22 protein-coding genes are annotated in these 20,572 nt (G+C 45.9%); 11 read left to right on the top strand and 11 right to left on the bottom strand.

All coding sequences use genetic code 11. From position 1 onward, the window contains the following. The first annotated feature begins 57 nt into the window (after nt 1-57). Both L5M49_RS17760 and L5M49_RS17755 read left to right on the top strand, forming a co-directional pair. Entirely contained in the window at nt 58-720 is a 663-nt protein-coding gene (locus L5M49_RS17760; RefSeq protein ID WP_263211893.1) for a Bax inhibitor-1 family protein, read from the top strand. A gap of 17 nt (nt 721-737) precedes the next feature. Continuing rightward, the gene (locus tag L5M49_RS17755; RefSeq protein WP_263211895.1) at nt 738-995 is read left to right on the top strand and encodes a DUF333 domain-containing protein; all 258 of its coding nucleotides are present in this window, start codon (nt 738-740) and stop codon (nt 993-995) included. 86 nt (nt 996-1,081) lie between these two features. Here L5M49_RS17755 and rlmF read toward each other — a convergent pair whose 3' ends face one another. Together rlmF and L5M49_RS17745 are read right to left on the bottom strand one after the other, a co-directional pair. Continuing rightward, on the bottom strand, nt 1,082-2,182 hold the full coding sequence (gene rlmF / locus L5M49_RS17750; RefSeq protein WP_263266567.1) for a 23S rRNA (adenine(1618)-N(6))-methyltransferase RlmF: 1,101 nt from the start codon (nt 2,180-2,182) through the stop codon (nt 1,082-1,084). A 58-nt stretch (nt 2,183-2,240) separates the two neighbouring features. Further along, complete coding sequence (locus tag L5M49_RS17745; protein WP_105250969.1) at nt 2,241-2,669, bottom strand: flagellar basal body-associated protein FliL; 429 nt, start codon at nt 2,667-2,669, stop codon at nt 2,241-2,243. A 170-nt stretch (nt 2,670-2,839) separates the two neighbouring features. On the opposite strand from L5M49_RS17745, the gene L5M49_RS17740 reads away from it, so the two are divergent. After that, complete coding sequence (locus L5M49_RS17740) at nt 2,840-3,403, top strand: chorismate--pyruvate lyase family protein (RefSeq protein ID WP_131525672.1); 564 nt, start codon at nt 2,840-2,842, stop codon at nt 3,401-3,403. A gap of 117 nt (nt 3,404-3,520) precedes the next feature. On the opposite strand, the gene L5M49_RS17735 is transcribed toward L5M49_RS17740, so the two are convergent. Together L5M49_RS17735 and L5M49_RS17730 are read right to left on the bottom strand one after the other, a co-directional pair. Then, on the bottom strand, nt 3,521-6,112 hold the full coding sequence (locus L5M49_RS17735) for an immune inhibitor A domain-containing protein (RefSeq protein WP_263266566.1): 2,592 nt from the start codon (nt 6,110-6,112) through the stop codon (nt 3,521-3,523). Between the two features lie 317 nt (nt 6,113-6,429). After that, the gene (locus L5M49_RS17730; RefSeq protein ID WP_011848195.1) at nt 6,430-7,023 is read right to left on the bottom strand and encodes a YhgN family NAAT transporter; all 594 of its coding nucleotides are present in this window, start codon (nt 7,021-7,023) and stop codon (nt 6,430-6,432) included. A gap of 220 nt (nt 7,024-7,243) precedes the next feature. On the opposite strand from L5M49_RS17730, the gene L5M49_RS17725 reads away from it, so the two are divergent. Then, nucleotides 7,244-8,896, top strand: a complete 1,653-nt coding sequence (locus L5M49_RS17725) for a metal transporter (RefSeq protein WP_263266587.1) — start codon at nt 7,244-7,246, stop codon at nt 8,894-8,896. Between the two features lie 61 nt (nt 8,897-8,957). Beyond that, entirely contained in the window at nt 8,958-9,761 is an 804-nt protein-coding gene (locus L5M49_RS17720) for an NRDE family protein (protein WP_263266565.1), read from the top strand. Between the two features lie 47 nt (nt 9,762-9,808). Here the strand turns inward: L5M49_RS17720 and L5M49_RS17715 are convergent, their stop codons facing one another. Next, entirely contained in the window at nt 9,809-10,261 is a 453-nt protein-coding gene (locus L5M49_RS17715; RefSeq protein WP_105250965.1) for a YybH family protein, read from the bottom strand. Between the two features lie 405 nt (nt 10,262-10,666). Between L5M49_RS17715 and L5M49_RS17710 the strand changes: the two genes are divergently transcribed. Together L5M49_RS17710 and L5M49_RS17705 are read left to right on the top strand one after the other, a co-directional pair. Continuing rightward, nucleotides 10,667-11,230: a lysophospholipid acyltransferase family protein gene (locus L5M49_RS17710; RefSeq protein ID WP_113941259.1), complete on the top strand. Its 564-nt coding sequence runs from the start codon at nt 10,667-10,669 to the stop codon at nt 11,228-11,230. 26 nt (nt 11,231-11,256) lie between these two features. Next, nucleotides 11,257-11,880 carry a LysE family translocator gene (locus L5M49_RS17705; protein ID WP_168826912.1) on the top strand — a complete coding sequence of 208 codons (624 nt, stop codon included), beginning with the start codon at nt 11,257-11,259 and terminating at the stop codon, nt 11,878-11,880. 26 nt (nt 11,881-11,906) lie between these two features. Here the strand turns inward: L5M49_RS17705 and L5M49_RS17700 are convergent, their stop codons facing one another. Beyond that, complete coding sequence (locus tag L5M49_RS17700; protein ID WP_263266564.1) at nt 11,907-13,172, bottom strand: mechanosensitive ion channel family protein; 1,266 nt, start codon at nt 13,170-13,172, stop codon at nt 11,907-11,909. Between the two features lie 209 nt (nt 13,173-13,381). Between L5M49_RS17700 and L5M49_RS17695 the strand changes: the two genes are divergently transcribed. Further along, nucleotides 13,382-13,960, top strand: coding sequence for an outer membrane protein (locus tag L5M49_RS17695; RefSeq protein ID WP_263266563.1), 579 nt, complete (start codon nt 13,382-13,384; stop codon nt 13,958-13,960). Nucleotides 13,961-13,992: 32 nt separating this feature from the next. On the opposite strand, the gene L5M49_RS17690 is transcribed toward L5M49_RS17695, so the two are convergent. Further along, on the bottom strand, nt 13,993-14,385 hold the full coding sequence (locus L5M49_RS17690; RefSeq protein WP_263266562.1) for a DUF1090 domain-containing protein: 393 nt from the start codon (nt 14,383-14,385) through the stop codon (nt 13,993-13,995). Nucleotides 14,386-14,600: 215 nt separating this feature from the next. Here L5M49_RS17690 and L5M49_RS17685 point away from each other — a divergent pair, with 215 nt between their 5' ends. Together L5M49_RS17685 and L5M49_RS17680 are read left to right on the top strand one after the other, a co-directional pair. Beyond that, nucleotides 14,601-15,230 (top strand): DUF3157 family protein, encoded by a 630-nt coding sequence (locus L5M49_RS17685; RefSeq protein WP_263266561.1) that lies wholly within the window; start codon nt 14,601-14,603, stop codon nt 15,228-15,230. 138 nt (nt 15,231-15,368) lie between these two features. Beyond that, on the top strand, nt 15,369-16,364 hold the full coding sequence (locus L5M49_RS17680; protein WP_263201212.1) for a DUF481 domain-containing protein: 996 nt from the start codon (nt 15,369-15,371) through the stop codon (nt 16,362-16,364). On the opposite strand, the gene L5M49_RS17675 is transcribed toward L5M49_RS17680, so the two are convergent. After that, a complete protein-coding gene (locus L5M49_RS17675; RefSeq protein ID WP_263266560.1) occupies nt 16,347-16,799 on the bottom strand; it encodes a VOC family protein in 453 nt (150 codons plus the stop codon). The two genes, L5M49_RS17680 and L5M49_RS17675, sit on opposite strands and share 18 nt — an antisense overlap. 18 nt (nt 16,800-16,817) lie before the next feature. Then, nucleotides 16,818-17,456 carry an MliC family protein gene (locus tag L5M49_RS17670; protein WP_131524607.1) on the bottom strand — a complete coding sequence of 213 codons (639 nt, stop codon included), beginning with the start codon at nt 17,454-17,456 and terminating at the stop codon, nt 16,818-16,820. A 450-nt stretch (nt 17,457-17,906) separates the two neighbouring features. Here L5M49_RS17670 and L5M49_RS17665 point away from each other — a divergent pair, with 450 nt between their 5' ends. Further along, nucleotides 17,907-19,235, top strand: a complete 1,329-nt coding sequence (locus tag L5M49_RS17665; protein ID WP_168826895.1) for a M48 family metallopeptidase — start codon at nt 17,907-17,909, stop codon at nt 19,233-19,235. A 45-nt stretch (nt 19,236-19,280) separates the two neighbouring features. Here L5M49_RS17665 and L5M49_RS17660 read toward each other — a convergent pair whose 3' ends face one another. Beyond that, nucleotides 19,281-19,505 carry a sulfurtransferase TusA family protein gene (locus tag L5M49_RS17660; RefSeq protein WP_107946198.1) on the bottom strand — a complete coding sequence of 75 codons (225 nt, stop codon included), beginning with the start codon at nt 19,503-19,505 and terminating at the stop codon, nt 19,281-19,283. Nucleotides 19,506-19,525: 20 nt separating this feature from the next. Next, nucleotides 19,526-20,563 (bottom strand): YeeE/YedE family protein, encoded by a 1,038-nt coding sequence (locus L5M49_RS17655; RefSeq protein WP_263266559.1) that lies wholly within the window; start codon nt 20,561-20,563, stop codon nt 19,526-19,528. Nucleotides 20,564-20,572: the final 9 nt, after the last annotated feature.

The raw sequence follows: 20,572 nt of genomic DNA, 5'->3' as shown, positions 1-20,572 counted from the left end.
CTCGACGCTGGTGAGGCTGAACGACCAGTTAACATAAGGAAATCACAAGGAAAACATATGGATTCGGAAAACAGTGTATTTGATCGCATGACCACAGACGATCCCATCGTTGGCGCAGGCATGTACAACCTCGTTATCGGCCTCACGCTGATTTGGGGTTTTGCGGTTAACTATTGGATGGTCACCAATATCGACCCAGAAGCGATTGCCAGCGTGAATCCTTGGATTTTCTTTATCGGCTATTTTGCCTCCTGTTTTTTCGGGATTTATCTGTTTCAAAAATCGAGCAATCCCGTCGTCAGCTTTATTGGCTACAACTTTGTAGTCGTCCCCTTCGGCTTGATTATCAATATGGTAGTCAGTCAATACGACCCTGAGTTAGTGACGGAAGCCATTCGCATCACAGGCCTAGTGACCATTGCCATGATGTGTTTAGGCACACTCTTTCCCGCCTTTTTCCAAAAAATTTCCGGCGCACTCACGATTGCTTTGATACTCGTCATCGTCGTCGAACTGATTGAAGTGTTTATCTTTAATACCCACCACGGGATTTTAGATTGGATCGTCGTGCTGATTTTCTGCGGGTATATAGGTTACGACTGGGGACGGGCGAATCAAATTCCGAAAACCATAGATAATGCCATCGATAGCGCAGCCGCTTTGTATATGGATATCATCAACTTATTCCTCCGCATTCTGCGAATTTTAGGGCGTAAATAAGTGTTCAAGGAGGATCTATGAAAGTCCTATTACCGCTTGCTGCAACTTTACTGCTGGCAACTGTGGCACTCGTGGGTTGCGGCGAAGCTGAAAAGCCTGCTGCGCAAGTTAAAATTGCCAATCCCGCCTCTGAGTATTGCATCTCCCTGGGTGGTAGCTTAGCAATAGAGAAAACCACCGAAGGTGAGCATGGCATCTGTACCTTGCCAAACGGTGAAGCCATGGAAGAGTGGGCGTTATTCCGCCGTGATCATCAGGAAGAAAAGCCGCAGTAACAGTGGTTATTTTTACCTTTAATCAAAACAGGCGCCATTGGCGCCTGTTTTGTTAGCAGTACTTAATTGGGTCATACTCAAAAGTCTTAACGGGCTAAGTGTTCACCGCGCCAGATTTTGCGCTTAACTGCTGACTGGAAACTCCACGCTAAAACCCGCGTAATTTTATTGCCCTGCTGCATCTCAATCGTTTTCACAGTATCGACTTTCAACTGCGCTAAGGCTTGATAACAAGGTTTCAGGTTTTCCTTCTTCGACACTAGACTGGTAAACCATAAGCATTGATCTGCAAACATTTGGCTCTCACGGATCATAGTCGCTAAAAACTGTCGTTCACCGCCTTGGCACCAAAGTTCAGCTCCTTGACCACCGAAATTCAGCTTAGGCGCAGCCTTTACCAAGCCACCCCGATTGAGCTGCAGATTATTCACCTTACGCTTTGTACCTTCGCTCGCCTCAGCAATAGAGGCATGAAATGGCGGATTGCACAGGGTTAACGCAAAACGTTCTCCGGCTTGAATGATTCCCTTGAAGACCGCCTTATCATTTGGCTGTAATCGTAAACTTATCTGCCCTTGCAGCACTGGGTTTTGCTCAATAATACTCTGCACATTACTGAGTGAACCGGCATTAATATCCGAGGCGACAAATTGCCAACCGTATACTTGGCAACCCAATATGGGATAAATACCGTTCGCGCCAGTACCGATATCTAATGCCCTAGTCTTATCCAAAGCAAATACATCATCGCCTTCGGCTAGAAGGTCTGCTAAATAATGTAAATAATCGACTCGACCGGGAATAGGAGGACATAACGCTCCATCAGGAATATCCCAAGATTCAATCCCATAATGATGTTTCAGTAGCGCCGCATTAAGGATTTTAACCGCTAACGGATCGGCAAAATCGACCGATAAAGCCCCATAAGGCGTGGGTCGAACAAAGGCTTTTAGCTTAGGGAATGAACTCATCAGCGCCGGAAAATCATAGCCGTTCAAGTGTACATTTCGAGGATGCAAAGCTTTTTTGATCTCAGCACTAGGCCTGTTTTTGACCGACTTGGCTTTGCCTTTCACCTCCGTTCTAGCCTGCTTTGGTGCTTTAGTTTTTGCATGACCAATGTTGGCTGTACTCGTTAGGCGTTTCGCAGTCACTAATTGGACGGGTTTCACGGCAGGTTTTGACATAATAGCTCTTGTAACGCAATGGGCCGACCTGAGTCAGCCCATGGAATGGGGCAGTAAATTAATCGTACAGATAAGAGGTGAACAATAAGTTTACGATCAAGGGTTTGCCAGCTTCTTTGGTGATCAAATTGTTGACCATTTCAAAGCACTCACGACGAATCTCTTCACGACCCGTGAGTGACTTAATCTTCTCTTCCGATTGATTGCCTAACACTTCAACAATTGCGGCTCGTAATAATGGATTATGGAGCTCAATTGTCACTAGATCATCTGGACTCTTTACCATTAACTCAACGCTAATCTTCACAAAACCCAATTTCTTGCGATTAGAAATATAGTTAGTGACAATTTCGGGTTCGAAACCATAGTAGGCATACTCACCCGTAGGTGGGGTTGCTGCAGCAGGTGCAGCTTCTTTTTCATCGGCCGCATAAACACTGAAAACACTTGTAAACAGGATAAGACAGACTGAGAGTAATTTTTTCATAGCGACTTACGGCTCCCTAAAACAATAACGGTAATGGAAGAAACTTCCCAATCTATATAGCCAAACAACCTGAAAACGCCAGATCAGTATCTTCAGGTAGCTTGGGTATATATGCTCGCGTCGCGACATGCTAGACTGCCGACGTTTGTTTATATTGTAACGAGTATTTAATGAATGTGACTAGCTTAAGCTTTCCCTATGGTGAATCTATTCAGTGGTTTTCAGCCGATCTAGCCGACAAACTCCCCAAATCGCCCTTGAAAGAATGGTTGCTTGCCACTGGCAGCCTAACGCAAAAACTCAAAACTTGCTGTGCTCAATTTGAAGTAAAGATACTAGGCGAAGGACTGCATGCTCCCTTAGAGGGCGAATATCCCCAGCAAGGTGCTGTATGGATCCGTGAAGTCTTGCTTTGCCTCGACTCGATACCTTGGGTATTTGCCAGAACCTTAATCCCTGAAAAATTAATGGCCGAGCGCAAAATGGATTTCCTTAGTTTGGGTACTCGCCCCTTAGGTGAATTACTGTTTAGCCAAGATAACTTCATCCCCGGTAGAATCGAAGTTGCCAGTTTCGAAACCTGTAGTCGCCTTGCCCACTTAGCTGAAAGTTTAGATCAAAGTGTCGAACATGCACTCTGGGGACGCCGCCGCTATTTCCATCACGGTGAGCATGAAATGATCGTCAGCGAAATCTTTCTGCCAGCGGCCGAACAAGCTATCCGTCAGTTGTAAACTTTAGATTTCACCCAAAGCTTAGTCAGATTTTAGCCTCAAGACAGATAAAAAATGCCTCTAGATCAGAGGCATTTTTGTTCGGGTTTTAAACAATCAACTTAGTGGACATTTAACTTAGTGCACATTTAACTGGCGGCGCCAAGTCAATAAGCTAAGGAAGGCAAGGCTTAACCAACCTAAGCTGCCACCACCTGAACTCTCACTGGCCGGCGGAGTTACTGGAGGCGTAACAGGTGCAACAACCATTACCGTCGAACTGCTAATCGCCTTAGTATTTTGCGCATCTGTCACTGTAAGCTTCACAGTATAAGTGCCCGCCTTTGCATAGGTATGGGTTGGCGCCGTGACAGTGCTTGTCGTGCCATCACCAAAATCCCAAGCGTAGGTTAATACTCCCATACCGCCATCAATATTACTGGTGAAGCTTACTGCTAATTGGTTGACAGTATTAGTAAAACTGACAGTTAACGGCGCTATAGCATCAGAGTTCGCATTAGCAAGACGAATAACCGCAGTACTATTGTTGCTGGCTTGAGATAGTACCTGCGTTGTCAACCCTAGCTGCTGCAACACCATACCTGACTGTGGCTGTAGTGGCGCGCTGTAATCAAAACTGTCATCGAACAGGCTGACAGCATCGCGATGATTGTCCTCCAAATAGAAGGTTTGATTTACTGTACTAAAGGCCGCATCACGAATTTGTACGTCGGTAGAGCGAGTGCCAATCATATTTTGGTCAGCATCAATCACACCAATCAAGCCATGGCCAGCGTGGTCTGAAACGTTATTGTCACTGTAGCTAAAATTTTCTAACCAGAGTAAAACTCCGGGATCAAAGCTTTTTGCTTTCAAACCCGCATCGACACCATTATGGCTACGCAGCTGGATAATATAACGAGACTGAGATTTGGGATCCGGACGAGAATCCTTAATCCGGCTATAGCCGTTAAACGTCATTTTATCCGCGACTTCAGCGTTATCACTATATAACTCAGTGGTATTTTGTTTAACGCTGATGTTATCAATAGCGATCCCTGACTCAGAGGTATAATCATCGGTGACATAGTTGATTTCGACAGCAACAGATTTTCCAGAATATGCTGATAAATCATACTCTAATGTTACCCAAGCATCGCGACCTTCCGCCTGAGCAAGCGCAGACGATTCACCAGTAATGATATGACGAGCACTATTCATTGCATTGTTCGACTTAGTGTAATTACCCGCAATGGCCACACCATCCACTTTCACCTGCATGTAGTCATAGTTAGGCTCAATACTCCAACTGGCCTTCATACTCAGAATCAGTTTATCTGTGGTTACGGCAGGTAAATTAACATTAAAATTCATGCTGTTATTCAGCATATTTCCTTGGCCAGAATAGTACTGATAACTGCCCTGATAAGGTGTTTTAAAAGGAATTAACACAAGAGGGAGCGGAATAGAGATCTGATTAACCGCCTGATGATTAACCGCCTCATTCAACGTCACTTCCATGCCTGATTTGGGAATGCTATCTAAGGAAATTTCACGTTCATTTAACCACTTACCTTTGTATCTTTTCTGTAGATAAGATCGAGCATAAGGACTAAAACCACTCGGCTGAGCGCCTGGAATAGCACCAGCCCAACTACCACCAGACATTAAAGACCATAGCCCCACAGGCGAGCCGTCTTTCTTATCATTTTCAGAGGTATCGTACTCATCAGGCAGACCTAGATCATGGCCAAACTCGTGGGTACACACGCCCGTTGCCGCATCGATAGGCTGGATTGTATAACCGAATACTTTTTTGTTCGTACCAGGAAGCGCATAACCATTGGTTGCTTGGTCGACATAATATCGATGCGACCATATCGCACTCGATCCTAGTTTTCCGCCGCCGACCTCTTCGCCTACGCTAGAGTGGAAAATCATCACATGGTCGATAATGCCATCGGGCTCATCGTAATTACCGTTATTGTTCAAATCATTTTGGTCTTCAACATCATAACTCGCCAACTCAGCTTCAGACATATTTGCAACAGCTTGCGATACGGCTTCTTTTACCAATTGTTCGACCTGTGAATCACTACGGGTATCTGGATCATTAACACCATAGTATTCAGCATTTTGCGAGGCGGTATACCAGCCCTTCACATCCCCAGTAAAGGAGAAGGTTTGCCCAGAAACCGCTTGATAATATTGATACCCCGAATCTAACGTCTGCCCCTGTGGACCTTTGAAGCCCGTAGGCGAAAAGAGTAATTCCTTGTAGTGGGACGCAGGATAACTCGGGTAATACATGTCTGTATCCCCCGCTTTTAAGCCATTGTCATCATGTTTTAGATCAGCAAAATCCACTAATACTGTGAGCACTTTAACGGTTTTCTTTACATCCGCATCGGCCTGTAAACGCTGTGCGGGTGAGCGCATCATTTGCGATGATTTAGCTCTTTGTAGACGCGCATGTTCAGCTTCAACTTCGATGCGCGGCGCTTTAGGTTGTGCCAAAGTGGCGCGATGAATATAAGCTTCTATCGCCTCCTGCTTTACACTATCACTGGCATCGGCGGCCACTTCGCCACGCTTAATCAACCAATATAAAATTCGATCTTTATTAATCACACCCGCATCTGCAGGCGTATGATTCGGAGCTGCAATACTCGCGCCGCTAATCAATGCCAACATCAGTCCAAACGCTGTTACGCCTTTTGTACTTCGCATTTTTAACATCCTTCTGTAACAGCCAACGCCATTCTATTTATTAAGACTAGTGTCTCTTTGTATTAAGACAAATTACCTTTAATGAGTAACCTACCCAGGGTTTATCCGTCTTCAAGTGATAGAGACAGAGTTTTCGACATTAGCAGCACTGCACCTCAGTAACAACTTGATACACCTGTTCGCAGGTAAGATTTGCACTTTTGTCAGCAAATATTCAGCAAACCTCTGTGCTGACTCAATTCCAAGCCAAATCTCAGCCATAAAAAAACCGCATTAACAACGTTAATACGGTTTCGTTTTGATCAAACTAGATAAAGTTAGCCAGCGGTTTTCAGATAGTTTGAAATACCGTCGAGGAACATTTGCACTGAGATCATGACCAGCACCATACCCATCAAACGCTCGACCGCTGTGAGCCCCTTTTCCCCCAGCACACGGGTGAAAAGTTTATAAAACATTAAGATCACCGCACTCGCCCCCCAAGCTGACACTAACGCTATGGTCCAATCGCCCATACGTGAGCTATCGGTATGCGCCAGTAAAATCAAGGCTGCAAGAATCGATGGGCCAGCCATCAAGGGAATAGCCATAGGCACGATAAAAGGCTCTTCTCCCGCGGCTAATCCAACGACACCACCGGGTTGGGGGAAGATCATCTTAATCGCGATCAAAAACAGAATAATACCGCCTGCAATACTCACAGATTCGGAACGAAGATTTAAGAAACTTAAAATGGCTTCACCCGCATAAAGAAAAGACAGCATGATCACTAAGGCGAAAAGTAACTCTCTGATCAGTACCTTACGACGTTTCTTGGGATCGATATGCCGCAGAATCGACGCGAAAATCGGCAAATTACCCAAAGGGTCCATGATCAGAAACAACATTACCGCAGCAGAAAATATATCCATTTAACGTATCAACACCCAAGCCAACATAAGCCGATATTGTATAACCTTTTCTCGAGTTAGATCTGAAAATTTCTCCGCAGAATGGTCAAAGTGAATAAAATTCTCCCCTTCAAAACACAGTATAAAATGTCAGTTGAGTAAATTGCCTGCAAGTCACTGCTCACTTTGCTTTACAGCTGGTATACTATGGCGTTTTTTCAGCAAATTTTCCGTGGAATCCATGCTCTATCTTCTTGCTAGCTGTATCGCACTCTTAATTGGCCCTCTGTTTTATCGCTACTTCTCATCGAGTAGTGGCTTACAAAAGGGGCTCGATGGTTTTATATTCGTCTCATTAGGCGGATTAGTGCTGATCCACATCTTGCCAGAATTACTCGAGCATGGTGGCATGCTTGCGATCGTCTTTGTACTCCTCGGCATCTGGGGGCCTACCGCCAGCGAACGCCTATTTCACCGTTATTCAGAAGTCACCCATAATTTTACGCTTTTCTTGGGTATTGGTGGCTTATTACTGCATACCATCACCGATGGCACCGCTATGGTTTTGGCGCAGCAAGACGATAACTCCATTCTGCTAGCTCTTGGTGTCATACTCCACCAATTACCCGTCGGTTTTGCAGTATGGTGGATACTTAAACCCCATCTCGGAACACGTTGGACACTTATGATCTTTGCAGCCCAGATGCTATTTACAGGCATAGGCTATTTCGCCGGTGAGCAACTACTTCCTTATTTAAATATCGATGACACTGTCTACTTACAAGCCTTTATTACTGGCACAATTCTGCATGTGGTACTACATCAACCCCATGGTCAGCATGAAAGTGATACGCAAGGCAAATATGAATACCAAGCTGGCATAGGTAGTTTGCTCGGCATCGGTTTACTCGTGATATTGCTATTAATGGATTCAGGCGGCCACGAACATGCCCACCATGATCACAGTACAGAGCAATTAATGACTTGGCTATTAAAGCTCGCACCCGTGTTGCTGCTAAGCTATGGTGCGGCTGCGCTACGCTTTAAATTAGGTTTGACGCCGCAGGATGGCAGTTTAGCCCGTCGCTGGTTCCAACGCTTAGCAGGGCCTGAAGCCTTAGTGATCACAGCTCTACTTCTTGGTCCTTGGTTAGCGTTATTCCAATTGCTTGTAGTGTTTATTCTGAGTGCATATTTAAGCCATGCTAACGTCACCATTACCGATCCACACACTAAATTACCCAGCAATTCACTGCGTTTCGGCTTTGCTCATTTAGTCGATCGCAGCGCACCTTGGATTTTACTCAGCCTAGTATTAGTGAATTTAATTGGCCACCCTTCAATACCCTTAAGCAATCCATTGCTACAGGTTGTTGTGCTATTGCTTGTATTTTTACCTATGCGTTTCTGCAACTTAGGCGCCGCCGTCCTCGCTCTTGCACTGGCCTATAGTGGCTGGAGTCCTATCGCGATTATGATGCCGCTGATTGCTGCACCTGTGCTCAACATAGCTCAGCTTAAGTTAATGACATGGACGCAAAGGGCGATATTACTGAGTATTATTGCGCTGAGCTTAGCCGCAGCATTACGCTTGCCACTATGGTTCTCCTTATTTACCTTGCCTGAAGTCGTGAACTTAATTGCTCTACTGATCCTCTCAGGGTTGTTTGCCGCCAGCTTACTGCGCTTAGGTCCACGTAAATTTTTACGCCGCTTAATGCTCAGCAAACCTGCAGTTCATGCGCATAGTCACGCCCATAGCCATTCCCACGAGAATACACATACTCATGAATCTAGCGCTTCGCACACAGACGAGCAGAAACCTGTTGTGACACCTAGTGCCGATAAACATGCACATGAACACGCAAAAACGGATAAGCACTCGCACCACTAACGCTGTTCATTTGTGAGCAGACAGGCTAAGTTAATCTACCTTTGGATTAATTTAGCCTGCTATGTGCATACTCTTTGTCGCCATTAATGCCCATCCTAAGTATCCCTTAATCATCTGTGCCAACCGCGATGAGTTTCATCATAGACCAACTGCGCCAGCGCATTTTTGGCCACCGGAAGAAAACATACTCGCGGGTAAAGATCTGCAGGCCGGTGGCACTTGGTTTGGCATCAATAAACAAGGACAAATCGCTGGCGTAACCAATCTGCGCGTTCCGCAAAAGAACCCTGAAGCCATGCGTAGTCGTGGCGAGCTAATTACTATGACGCTCAACTCAGGGTCGCTCGTGTGCCCTAATTGGCTCGTTGAACATAGCGACAATTATCAGCCGTTCAATCTCATCTTCGGCCAAAGCACTGACTTATATTGTTTTAACAGTATCAATAAAGACACAGTAAAACTTGCCGATGGATTTCATGCCATTAGCAATGGTGCACTCGATGATATTTGGCCGAAAATGGCGAAGGGACAGCAGGCATTAGAAGCGGCAATCAGCCAGTCCAGCAGTATAGAAGTGCAAGTACTGTTACAACTAATGAAAGACGATTCCCAGCCGCAAGATAATGAGCTGCCTAATACGGGAGTAGGGATCGAGTGGGAACGGCGTTTAGCTGCGATTTATATTCGTCACCCCGACTATGGCACCCGCTCCACCAGCATTCTGCTTGAAGATGCTGAGGGCGGTATGCATTTCACCGAAGTGAGATACGATGGCAAAGGTAGACAGCTTGGACAGCAGGATTTCCATTTAACCCTGCCCGCCGAGCCGCCCGCCAAACCAGACTGTTTATTATCGCAAATCTAATTTGAACTGCTGAACTGCAGTGCAGCACTGAGTGTAAAGGACACAGTTTAGTCTGAACTGTGGTCCATAGTGATCACCCAACGATCGTCGATTTTTTCAATCAACAGAGTAAACACGCCCGTTGGGGCATCTTTTATCCGCCGTAAATCCCAGCGCCCAACAACCATAGCGGCGTAATTACTGAGCATTTTGATTTCTTTGATAGTGAACTTCAGTTCACCAAGCGCTTCTTTATTTGGATAATTTTTCTTATAGGCAGCGAGAGTTTCTTCCCAGCCAAAACGAAACTTACCATTAGAGACAAAACGCAGTTGATCACTCTTCCAATAGCCTTGCATATAAGCATCGAGATCGCCGCGATTCCAGGCGTCTTCTTGGCCTTTGAGCATCTGCGTAATTTCATCCGTCGGCACCGCATTAACATGACAAGTCAGCAGGAGTAACAGTGCCGCAAAAACACGCTGCCAGATAACCTTGTTTAATAGTCCATTTTTCAACATAGTATCGTTCCCCCACAATCAATCAGGTTAAACTGTATTATACCCAAGCTACCTCAAGATACGAGTTTCAGAGCGTCTAGGGTACACCAATTCAAGGCGCTTCAATGAAAGAATGTCGACCACCTTTTGAATTGATGCAACACGGAAGTGGGGTGCCCTAGGCGCTCCGTCCCGGCGGCTGATGTTGATCATGTGGCAACGCATTTTATGCCGTGTTGGCTATTTAGGTTCGCAAATAGCCTTGTATAAAATGCGTTACCTTACCATGAACATCAGCCGCTGTATCCTGCATCTGGAGGTTGTTTGGGTATATCGCGAATTAAGTACAGACTATCTTGTTTAAGCCAGTTTAAAATCTAAAAAAGCTGATGATATTATTAATTTTTCGACTCTGGGCACCGAACTATGTTTACACCACTTTGCCGTTGGCTACTTAAAACTTCAGGCTGGCAGATAGAAGGCCAACTGCCCGACTGTGCTAAATACATCATCATAGTTGCGCCGCACACTAGTAACTGGGATTTCATTGTCGGCATTTTAGCCCGTGGCGCCCTAGGTATCCGCATTCACTTTCTCGGCAAACACCAACTCTTTATCCCGCCTTGGGGCTGGTTTTTCCGCGCCATTGGCGGCAGTCCGGTGGATCGGCGCAAGAACAACAACTTAGTCGATGCCGCCGTGCAGCTGTTTGAGTCAAAATCCGATTACAAGTTAGCGCTAGCGCCAGAAGGCACCCGCGGCCCAGTGACGCGCTGGAAGTGCGGCTTTTATCATATCGCCAGCAAGGCCCAAGTACCCATCACTCCCGTTGGCTTAGACTTTAGCCGCCGCACTGTCGTTATCCGCACACCACTGCAACCCAGTGACGATATCGTGACCGACATGCAAGAGATTTTGAGCTTCTATCGCACCATTAAAGGCCGTCATCCCAAGGTGATCCCTGATTTTATAGCGAGTGCTAAACATTAACATTTATTCCATTTAGAGCAGCAAATATGCAACCCGAAACTTGGTTACTCTATCTCTTCGCCATTGTATTGATTGGGATTTCACCCGGTCCTATCGCTATGTTGTCTATGTCCCATGGGATCCACTTCGGCAAGATGCGCAGCATAGCCACAGGCCTTGGCAGTGTTAGCGCCGCTTTAATCTTAATGATGGCGTCAGCGGCAGGACTGGGGGCGATTATTAGCGCCTCAGAATACGGTTTTACCCTGCTCAAATGGTGCGGCGCGGCCTATTTAGTATTTTTAGGTATTAAGCTGTTATTGACGAAAAACCAAGGTCAAGCCCTTGAAGTTAGCCCGTCAGAGGGCAAAGGTACGCCTGCGCAGCTTTATAAGCAGGCGTTTCTAGTGGGGATCAGTAATCCGAAGGATTTACTGTTTTTTGCCGCCTTGTTTCCGCAATTTATCAATCTTGCCGCGCCGCAATTACCGCAACTGACCATCCTTGCAGTCACTTGGGCCGTGGTGGATTTTAGCTTTGTGATGATTTATGCCTGCATGGCCAATGTACTTGCGCCCAGCCTAAAGGCGAGCAACAAGCTGCATTGGTTTGACAGAACCAGCGGCGGTGTATTTATCACCTTAGCCGCGATTCTTGTCTCTCGAAACTAAATCGATAATCATCGACAGTCATCAAACTAGTCGACCTTAACAGACTTTAAACTGCGAATGTCATTGCCGGTGGGCGCTTGGAACGCCTGCAGACCAAACTCAGGCAATATTGCAAAAACATGGTCGAAGATATCCGCTTGTATCGCCTCATAAAATGCCCAGCGAGTGTCGTTAGTGAATATATAAATCTCGATCGGTAACCCTTCAGTGGTCGGCGCTAATTGGCGTACCATTAAGGTCATTTCCTTATGGATTTTATCGTGACGCTGTAGGTATTCCTGCAGATAAGCGCGGAAAGTGCCGACGTTAGTCAAATGGCGGCCGTTCACTTTCATATCGAGATCTGACACTCTGGCATTCGACTCACGAATTTCGTTTATTTTTGCGGGGAAATATTCCTTTAAGCAATTGATCTTACTGAGACGTTCGCGCTCTTCCTCGGTCAAAAACTTTATGCTGTTGATATCGATATTGATCGCGCGTTTGATCCTGCGACCACCCGACTCAGACATACCCCGCCAGTTGCGAAACGCATCCGACACTAAGGCATAAGCAGGGATCATAGTGATGGTTTTGTCCCAGTTACGCACTTTCACTGTGGTCAGCGAGACTTCTTCTACCGCACCGTCAGCGCCGTATTTGTCCATCTGGATCCAGTCGCCTTTACTCACCATACGGTTAGCCGCTAACTGAATGCCCGCCACAAAACCTAAGATAGTGTCGCGGAACACTAACATCACAAAACCCGTTGCCACACCTAAGCCGCTGAGGAAGTACACAGGTGATTGATCGGCCAAGATTGAGATAGAAACGATAATCCCAACAAAGAATAAAAATAGCTTAGTTAACTGTACGAAACTCTTAACAGGCAAGCGCCGACTCACCAGATTCACATCTGAAATTTCATCAACCGCATCCATACCTGCATACATAGCGCGGATAATCAGCACCACTAACCAAATACTCAGTAATCGGTCGACTAGCCCGCTTAGCAGTGGATGCTCAGTCAGCGCGATTGGCACTAATAGATTAAGTACGATAGCGGGCACAAGCATGGCCAGCTTTTCAAGCACCTTATAACGCATGAATACATCGTCCCACGTCGCCTTAGAGCGCAGGATCACCATATTCACCGCACGAATCACCACGCGTCGGACAATAAAATAAGCGATGCTCGCTAACAGTAAGCAAGCAATGACCATAACTGTGGTCGATATTCCATCAGAGGGTTGGCTATCAATCCCAAAGCCCGCTAACCATGCCGAAATTTCGAGCCTTATTTCCTGATCCACAATTTCACTCCAACGTAGGCGCTAGCGCAACAAACCCATACAAAGGTAACTGCCGAGTTGACCTCGGTTAAATGTCACCCTAGAAAACACTCAAATCAAAACACAAAATATTTACAAACACTTATTTTAAAAGAGATTTTAGCATTTTGAATTGACCCCGCACACAGGAAAATGAACAATATTTCCCCTATCCCTAAGGAAACCATCCCATGTGTCGTCATTCATATACGCTAGCCTGTCTTAGCATTGGACTCCTGAGCCTATGCCAACCGTTTCAAGCGGCCGAATATAGCACTTCTAAGCAATTAGTTAGGCCAGATAAATCAGACGAAACTGCCAATGCACCTTATATCGCTCTCATGCTCGATTATATTCCCGCCACAGATAATCTCTACGGCATTACAATCGCCCCCTATCATTTCGATAATAATTACCAACAATGGGGTTATTACCTAGGCTATGCCCGCAGTCGTGAAACCGATATTATCGTGCCAGAACCCGCGCAGTCCTATCGCCAAGAAAGCCTCTTCCGCTTAGGCTTAAGCTACAGCTTAACGGCAGATTTAAGCTTTTATGCCGGAGGCAGCGGCTATATCAGCACAGTGTCTTACACGAATAACATTTCACCCAAAATTGTCGATGGCAAACCCACATGGGAAGAAGATAAAACGACCCGTTGGGGCGCAGAAGCTGGGCTAAGATATCGAATCACTGAGCACTTCATACTGAGTGCCGGTTATAACTCCAGCACAGAATCCACTATTTTAAGCATAGGTTACGCGGGCTAAGCTCCTAGCGATTGGGCTTGAGCTTGAACTATTTATTGCGTTAGCTCGGCTCGCGCCTTAGCAAGATCAGCCTCGACTTCGGCGACTTTATTGCGTTTCTTGTTGATTTTATCCATAGAACGACCATCTTCTATGGCTTTGTCCAATTCGTTTTGGCGCTCAGTGAGTTTTTCCTCTAAGGCCTCAACTTTAGCGACTCGCTCAGCGTATAAGCTATCATCGTCGCAATGGGTTGAAACTTCGTCATAGGCCTTTTCAAGTCCCGCGACTTTATGCTTATTACCTGCCGCTTTTGCTTGGGCAAGTTCGGCACTAATGGCATCTAATTTCGCCGCGCAACCCACTTTCGGTGCTTCAGCAGCCAAAGTGACAGTGCTAAATGCCAATCCAATCACTAAGCCATAAATTCCATGTTTCATCTGCATCTTAATCTCCTGTTACTTTATTCATTGAGCATACCGCTCATGCACACCTATCTAATAGTGCCACAGTCAGCTAGCTCAATCTGTACTAGCGTTAAAATCTCGCCATTAATCCACTTTATTCATCAAAACACGACTTAGACAGTGACTAACATGCGGCAAATTGTTTATGTTAGGGCAGAATATTGACTCAGACGGATATCGGAGCCAGAAAATTAATGCACACTTCATTACGCCTTAGCGCACTTAGCTCATTGTTATTGCTAACATCATCGGTTATGGCGGCCGACGTAGCCAATATCACCCTAGAAAATGGCGCCCAAGTCAGACTCAAAGACGACTTTACCTGGGAATACGTGATCACTGAAACCAAAGCCGCGCCCAATGCCCTAGCCGCTGCAGCCGTAGCAAGTGCATCGAGCAATGTTGCCAGTGTCCCAAGTGCCGCAGTTACCACTCAAACTGTGGCTGCGCCAGTCACCACATTGACCGCCACTGCGATTACTCAACCTGAGCTATTAGGCTCAACGGCAAAAGATGGGATCAAAGTCAGCTTTGCTGAAGGTCAATGGAAAGGCGATAAACTTGGACTCAGCTTCGATCTCGCCAGCACCAGCAATGAACACGTTACCTTAGTTGAAGTTGAAGCTAGCTTCTTCGCCGATAATGGTACTTTGCTCAAAACCGAAAAACTCGAAGTGTGGGAAGCCATTTTCCGCATGCCTGAGACCTATCTACGCAAAGGCGAACAGCGTAAAAGCAGCGTCATTTGGGTCGAAGGCATAGATAAAGCCCAATGGCAGAAGCAGCTCATTAACCTCAAAATAACCGAAATTAACTCACGCTAACTGGCAAAGAAGTAAGGGATTGCGAACCCGTTTTCAATCCCTTATCAACACTTTTATCAAATGTTATTGCTTTGTAGAGCCTGTGTTCGAGTAGAATGACAACACTTACTCTCCCTTTATTTTGAGCCCACGAGCAAGATGCATAATCTGATATCCAATCCAGCATTGTACCTTGTTGCTACGCTCTGTAGTGTCAGCCCCTTGTGTTATGCCGACACAGTTTTTTTGCTCAATGGCGATAAAATTAGCGGTGAAATTAAAGAGTTTAACGATCAAAATCTCATCATCAACACCAGTTATACCCCTAAAATTACCATTCAACGCAGTGCCATTCTCAGCCTCGAAGTCACAGATCCTAGACCTTGGAGTGTCAGTCGTTCCATACAGGACATAAGTATTCAAGCCTCTAATGAACATGGCATGGTATTAATTAATAACCAACACACTCCCGTGAGTGAGTTGAGATTCTCGCAGCACTATGCAAACTCAGATTGGAATTTTAACGGTAGTGTAGAAACCACACTTGATGTCACCAAAAACAAGAAAAATAGTCAGAAGCTACATATCAAAGGCGATATCACAGCGGAAACCTTGCAATGGCGACATAATCTCAAGACCGAAGTGCGCTACGAAACCGAAGATGACGTGACTAAGCGCAACACCCTCGAAGGACATTATTCATTAGACTATCTACTCAATGAGCATTGGCTGTTACGTCAGGAAGATTTTTATGAAGAAGATAAACTCGGCATCGATAGCCATAGCTATTATGCAGCGCTCGGTCCTGGTTATCGCTTTTGGGGTGCTGGACGCGATAAATTAGACTTCGTCGTAACCTACAACCATTTTTGGCTTGAACAACAGTCCTTTAAACTAGAACTAAATGCTTGGGCGGCCTCACTTAACTATAAACAATATTGGTTTGGTGGCATTTTAGAGTCCTATGCCGATCTGCAAATTGCCTTCCCAGATATGCCTTCGATTGATTACATCTCAAACTCGACAGTAGGACTTAAATATCTGCTAACTCAGCGGATTTATTTGTCATTTAAATATGACTTCAATGACACTAAAACAGTGATAGGCAATACGAGAGATACCAGCTACACCTTAGGATTAGGGGTTAATTTCTAATCCTGGCTCCCGATACGCTAACCTGTGTGCCATAGGATGTTCATCATTCAATTGCAGTAAATCCCATAAGTTACCGTAGAGATCTTTAAACACAGCGACTGTGCCATAGTCTTGTTCTTGCGGCTCACGCGCAAACTCCACGCCATCGGCTACCATGCGGCGATAATCACGCCAAAAGTCATCGGTATTCAAGAATAAAAACACCCGACCACCCGCCTGATTACCGATAAAATTGAACTGATCAGGTTTAGACGCCCGCGCTAACAAGATAGAAGCGCCCTTAGAACCCGGTGGGGCAACAACGACCCAGCGCTTATCTTGTTCGGCTTGATAAGTGTCTTCGACTAATTCGAATTTTAATTTATTCACATAAAAATCAATCGCCTCGTCGTAATCTCTTACGACCAAGGCGATATGCACGAGAGCTTGTTTCATGGCGACCTTAAATCAATCCTATTTAGTCACCAGTTTACAGGTCATTTCTGGTGCTTCGTAGCCCCAAACCACTTTCGCTTCGCCTTGATGTTCCCATAGGCTTTCATTGCGGCCTTGATACTTAGCGCCGCTGCCGCTGGGTTGCACAAACATTAATGAAGTACTATCACCATGTTCAGCAATCAGGGTGGCAGGTTCGGTTTTAAAATAAGTCACCACTACTTCGTTAGCTGGATTGCCGTCACAGGCATAAAACACTGGGCCGGTCATGTCGACTAAACGATATTGTGCCTGCAGTTCGGCAATGCGGGTTTGATAGCTAGATTCAATACACGCGTGCTTATCGTCGCTCTTCCAGCATTCATTACGGCCTTTCACCCAACCACGTTGCATCGCCTTTAAAGTAGGAGGTTGTTCATTCTTCGCTTTTTCAAGCGCTTGGCTATAAACCTTAGCTAACTGATTATCAAGTTGGTTCAGCCCTGCATCCTTACAGACCATGTCTTCAATACTGCCAGCATTCACTTTCGTGCAGTCAAAAGAAGGTGCATTAGCCGCCATTACTCCCGCACTTAACGCGCTAACCATCACGCCTGCGGCACAGTACCATTTGAAACCCAATCGATTACTTATCATCTTATTTGTTAACTTAGCCATCTCAATTCCTTTGTATTTCTGTGGTTTGTTTTAACGCTTACCATAGCTAACCCTATATAGGCTTAACCGAGCCTGACTCAAAGCACTCTGCTTGAAGAACCATGCCTTAAAGTGCACTCATAGTGATGTGATTTACTTTTATCTCGGTTCTAACTTAAGACTTAACCCTCAGCCGATATGCTGCGAAAACACCTAATTCTAGTGCGCTGCGAGGAAAATGCCCAGAGACTAAGAGCCACTTACCAATCTGTGTCTGCCTGCATAATCGGACTCTCTAGCGCTAAAAAACCACAAAATCCTGATGAAATCGACCTACTCCAATTTGCGCATAGCTGATTAAACTAATGACAAAACGGTTAATTTTTTGCTTTGCACGCGATAGTGGTTGAATTTTCGAGTAAAATTGACTACTTTCACGCCGTTTGTCTCTTCACAAGGAAAAGGATCAACATGGAACAAGTTATTACCGCAGGGAACGAGAATCCCATTCAAATGACAGATATTGTCTATTCGAAGGAAAAATCGCTGTTCACTCTGTTAGCTATTATTTCTGGGATCGTCTGGGCGGCATTGATCATAGGCACTTTTGGCATGGCGCTGCTCTATGTGTTGATGTTTTTCATTATTTATCTCTTTAGCCACTCCGCCTTTATCAGCTACTTAAAAGGCACGGCTGTCGAAATCAATGCAGAGCAGTTTCCTGAATTACATAAACAATATTTAGCGTGTTGCGAACGTTTAGAAATGCGCGAGCCACCACGCGCTTACTTATTGGCAGCCGATGGCATGTTAAACGCACTGGCGACACGCTTCCTCGGTCGCAACTATATAGTGCTATTTTCATCGATTGTGGATGCGCTTGAGTCAGATAAAGATGCGCTCAACTTCTATATCGGCCACGAGTTAGGCCATATTCGCCGCAATCATATAGGTAAAGCGCCCTTCTTAGTCTTCGCCACTTGGTTACCTTTAGTCGGTGCGGCTTATTCTCGCGCCTGTGAATATACCTGCGATCTCCACGGATTACGTTGCTGCAACAGCTTACGTTCAGCCACAAATGCCGTTGCTGTGTTAGCCGCTGGTGTCGAGCAATGGAAACGTATGAATGTGGATCAATATATCCGCCAAGCCAGTGAGTCGAGTGGTTTTTGGATGTCGCTGCACGAGCTTAATGGCAGCTATCCTTGGTTGACTAAGCGCATGGCAAGAGTCCAAGCCAAAGCACAAGGAGTGGAATATGCACCGCCATCACGCAGTGCATGGGCCTATGTACTCAGCTTCTTTATGCCACGTTTAGGTACAGCGGGCGGTGGATTGATAATCTTCGCTGCGATTATTGGTATTGCTGCAGCTGTCGCGTTGCCAGCGTATAAGGACTATCAAGAGAAAATGGGTGCCACCACGAGTTATGAGGCACCAACCACGACCGAAGCCACACCAGCAGCATTGAATGTACCCGATGCGGCACTGGCCATCGCCAGTATCGACCAGCAACATCAAGCACTGGCACCTATCACTGACATCTTAGTCGGTTACTATCAAACCAACAAAGCTTGGCCAACCGAATTGGATGTGCTTGGACTCACGGACGAGCAGATTGCGACATTTAATCTGTACACAGATGGCATAGTCGGTTTTATAGGAAGCGAAGCACTCGGGGATTATCAAGGCTATGAAGTCTATCTATCGCCTCAAGTTGATGAGCAAAATAATATCACTTGGGTTTGCAGCAGCAATGGTATTCCGGATGAATATCTGCCAGTAGATTGCCAAGGCTAAGATCAAAAAGCGCTGCAAATGCAGCGCTTTTTAGTTGAGGACGAGTTAGCCCTTTTGAATCGTCATAGTCCAAGCAGCATCGCCCTTCTGGGCAAAGTGGGTCACCTCATGCCCGGCTTCAGCCGCCCAGCGGGGAATATTCTCAGTTGCTTGGCCACAATCGTAATCCAGTACCACTTTATCGCCAGTCTCAAGACTCGCAATTAAGCGTTGTAACTCAATTAAAGGAAAAGGGCATAGTTTACCCGTTGTGTCGAGATACTGTTCCATATACAGCTCCTTTATAAACGTTAAATCTGCGCAAGACGCATTGGCCTCAGTAGCGCAAAATAGTTAAAGCACCAACTGCCAAATAAAATAGCAGGGATAAATAGCCAGCCTTGCCACGACAAATAAGCCGTGCCAACGAGCGCATTACCAAGCATGCAACCTCCGGCAAGCCCGCTCCCCACGCCCATCAACAGGCCACCAATAAACCCAAATAACACCACTTTATGACCAGGGTAGCGCCAGCGCTGCTCAGCACTGCCCCGAGCAGCGATAAAGGCGCCTACAAATAATCCCAAGAGAAAATATCCAGGCCAACTAAAGAATTTAGTGTTACCTGTGGTGACAAGATCCCATAACTGCGCACTCGGGCCACTGATCCCAACACTGCCTACACGGCCACTTTCAAGACTTGCAGGCCATGCAAGTAGCGCCAGTAAACCAATCAGCAAAGCACTTACAAAGGGATGCCAGCGCGCTTCAAACAACCAATGAGCTAAACCCGTTTTACGGGGTACCATCAGTGCAACCGGACGTTTGCGGCGTTTGAGATAACCCAATGCCAACCACAATGTGAGTAATACGAGGACAAGCACGATCACCCAAGGGGAAACGCCCAGAGTTTGATAGAGCGTTTGGTCCTCAAGTTGATGCTGTTTAAAAGGTTTAAGTAGACCTTTCAACTCATCGAGACGCACTAATTTACTGGCAGCAATAAAACCGAGAACGGCCATCACACTGGCAGCCAACCCTTCGGCAGCGCGGTAATAGGCACCAGTGGAGCAGCTTCCCGCTGCTGCCATACCCACACCAAACAATACACCACCGACTAAGGTTGCCAACCAAGGGAAATGCCCTTCTGGCAATTTAACCCAACCCCATTCGTAAAACAGGAACAGCCCTAGACTTTGGATGTTGATGGCAATCAAAATAGCGATCACCATGGTAAAGTCCCGTTGCAGATAGGTATCGCGGATCCCGCCCGCCATACAAAATCTACCCCTTTGCATCACAAATCCCATGGCTAAGCCAATACCTAAGCCACTGAGAATAGTCAACATAGTCCTATC

It is taken from the genome of Shewanella sp. SM74, from assembly GCF_025653725.1.
In the GTDB taxonomy this organism is placed as follows: Bacteria; Pseudomonadota; Gammaproteobacteria; order Enterobacterales; family Shewanellaceae; genus Shewanella; species Shewanella oncorhynchi.
This window is presented reverse-complemented; position numbering and strand designations above follow the sequence as displayed.

Coding starts and splice junctions, on each gene's coding strand:
- L5M49_RS17715 (WP_105250965.1), bottom strand. CDS start 10,261: ATGTTGAAAAATGGACTATTAAACAAGGTTATCTGGCAGCGTGTTTTT.
- L5M49_RS17680 (WP_263201212.1), top strand. CDS start 15,369: ATGCATAATCTGATATCCAATCCAGCATTGTACCTTGTTGCTACGCTC.
- L5M49_RS17660 (WP_107946198.1), bottom strand. CDS start 19,505: ATGGAACAGTATCTCGACACAACGGGTAAACTATGCCCTTTTCCTTTA.
- L5M49_RS17710 (WP_113941259.1), top strand. CDS start 10,667: ATGTTTACACCACTTTGCCGTTGGCTACTTAAAACTTCAGGCTGGCAG.
- L5M49_RS17735 (WP_263266566.1), bottom strand. CDS start 6,112: ATGCGAAGTACAAAAGGCGTAACAGCGTTTGGACTGATGTTGGCATTG.
- L5M49_RS17755 (WP_263211895.1), top strand. CDS start 738: ATGAAAGTCCTATTACCGCTTGCTGCAACTTTACTGCTGGCAACTGTG.
- L5M49_RS17740 (WP_131525672.1), top strand. CDS start 2,840: ATGAATGTGACTAGCTTAAGCTTTCCCTATGGTGAATCTATTCAGTGG.
- L5M49_RS17665 (WP_168826895.1), top strand. CDS start 17,907: ATGGAACAAGTTATTACCGCAGGGAACGAGAATCCCATTCAAATGACA.
- L5M49_RS17670 (WP_131524607.1), bottom strand. CDS start 17,456: ATGGCTAAGTTAACAAATAAGATGATAAGTAATCGATTGGGTTTCAAA.
- L5M49_RS17705 (WP_168826912.1), top strand. CDS start 11,257: ATGCAACCCGAAACTTGGTTACTCTATCTCTTCGCCATTGTATTGATT.
- L5M49_RS17760 (WP_263211893.1), top strand. CDS start 58: ATGGATTCGGAAAACAGTGTATTTGATCGCATGACCACAGACGATCCC.
- L5M49_RS17685 (WP_263266561.1), top strand. CDS start 14,601: ATGCACACTTCATTACGCCTTAGCGCACTTAGCTCATTGTTATTGCTA.
- L5M49_RS17730 (WP_011848195.1), bottom strand. CDS start 7,023: ATGGATATATTTTCTGCTGCGGTAATGTTGTTTCTGATCATGGACCCT.
- L5M49_RS17745 (WP_105250969.1), bottom strand. CDS start 2,669: ATGAAAAAATTACTCTCAGTCTGTCTTATCCTGTTTACAAGTGTTTTC.
- L5M49_RS17720 (WP_263266565.1), top strand. CDS start 8,958: ATGTGCATACTCTTTGTCGCCATTAATGCCCATCCTAAGTATCCCTTA.
- L5M49_RS17675 (WP_263266560.1), bottom strand. CDS start 16,799: ATGAAACAAGCTCTCGTGCATATCGCCTTGGTCGTAAGAGATTACGAC.
- L5M49_RS17655 (WP_263266559.1), bottom strand. CDS start 20,563: ATGTTGACTATTCTCAGTGGCTTAGGTATTGGCTTAGCCATGGGATTT.
- L5M49_RS17725 (WP_263266587.1), top strand. CDS start 7,244: ATGCTCTATCTTCTTGCTAGCTGTATCGCACTCTTAATTGGCCCTCTG.
- L5M49_RS17695 (WP_263266563.1), top strand. CDS start 13,382: ATGTGTCGTCATTCATATACGCTAGCCTGTCTTAGCATTGGACTCCTG.
- rlmF (WP_263266567.1), bottom strand. CDS start 2,182: ATGTCAAAACCTGCCGTGAAACCCGTCCAATTAGTGACTGCGAAACGC.
- L5M49_RS17690 (WP_263266562.1), bottom strand. CDS start 14,385: ATGCAGATGAAACATGGAATTTATGGCTTAGTGATTGGATTGGCATTT.